Raw genomic sequence first — 1077 nt, 5'->3', positions numbered from 1 at the left:
GCCTGCTCCTTCCAGGTCGGGATCTGGTGGAGGCGTTCGGCCAGTTCGGCAAGGCGGCGGCAGGTGAGGTCCTGGCGGGTCTGGGTGTCGCGGGCGGCGGGGGCGGCAGGCGGGCCTACAGCGGTCGCGGCTTCGAGGCCAGCGGCGGCAGGGGCATGGCGGAGGGCGGCTTTGCGGACATCGGCGGGGGTGCGGACGTGGCGGCGCGGTGATGGCGTCGAGGGGTAGGCGGGCCGTGGGGCGGTCGGTTGGGGTCCGGGACGGCGGCTGGGTCCGCCCAGGGCGGTTGCTGGCGGCCTTGAGGGCACGGGCGGCGATCATCATTATGGCCAGGCCGTCGCCCAGAGGCGGTCCCGCCCCACGGGCCGGCCGCTGCCTGGCGAAGGCCAGGGGACTGGTCGTTCTCGCGGTCGTGCGGATGGCCGGGGCCCGGACCAGCCGGGGAGATCCGGGCCGGGGCTTACCGACTTGCCCAGGGTGTGTTCCCGTTCGTCGATTCGCCCGCGCCCGGGCCGCGGCTTGGCCGATGATGTGACATGCCCAGAGGCTGGGTGAGTGCTCCGGGCAGGGGGAACAGGGCGCGCATGGAGATGATCAGCGGCACCGGGCTCGGCTGTCGGCCCTGGCCGGAGTTCCTGGACCGTCGCCCCGCGCTGATCGTCCCGTCGGCCCCCGACCGTGTCCTTCGGGGGGAGGACGGCTGGGCGGAGCGGCATACGGGCCGGGCGCTCGCCGGGCCCGAGCCGTCCTGGTCGGCGGTGCTCACCCACTGCCACCTGTCCGTTCACCGTCCCGGCGGACTGCTCTGGTTCGACGGCGAGATCGCCGCGGCCCGCGAATGGCGCCGAGCTGTCCGCAGCCAGCGGTCGCTACTGCTGATCACCGGCCCGTTCACCAGCGTCTTCGAGTTCCCGGCCGCCGCCACGGCCGGCCGGCTGTTCCTCCTGACCATCCCGGCCCGACTGGAAGGCGACCTTCTCTGAGCTTGGCGTTTATCCACGCACGTCACTCGACCTGCTGATCTGCGGTTCTTCCCGGGACAGCAGAGGCGGCCGTTCTCCACGCTTCGAGGTGTTG

At 73.2% G+C, this 1077-nt stretch carries 1 protein-coding gene and 1 pseudogene; both read left to right on the top strand.

Annotation, left to right across the window (positions count from 1 at the left end; translation table 11 throughout):
* Positions 1-212, top strand: a pseudogene (locus ABZ497_RS36875) (S1 family peptidase); the annotation flags it as partial.
* 372 nt (positions 213-584) lie between these two features.
* The gene (locus tag ABZ497_RS36870) at positions 585-983 is read left to right on the top strand and encodes a hypothetical protein (RefSeq protein WP_359812530.1); all 399 of its coding nucleotides are present in this window, start codon (positions 585-587) and stop codon (positions 981-983) included.
* Positions 984-1077: the final 94 nt, after the last annotated feature.

Origin of the sequence: Kitasatospora sp. NPDC005751 (assembly GCF_040630835.1) — a bacterium.
In the GTDB taxonomy this organism is placed as follows: domain Bacteria; phylum Actinomycetota; class Actinomycetes; order Streptomycetales; family Streptomycetaceae; genus Kitasatospora.
Note: the sequence above shows the minus strand (reverse complement) of the source record. Positions and strands in the feature narration are given on the sequence as shown.

Excerpts from the sequence above, each read along its gene's own strand:
- ABZ497_RS36870 (WP_359812530.1), top strand. The coding sequence starts at position 585 with ATGGAGATGATCAGCGGCACCGGGCTCGGCTGTCGGCCCTGGCCGGAG.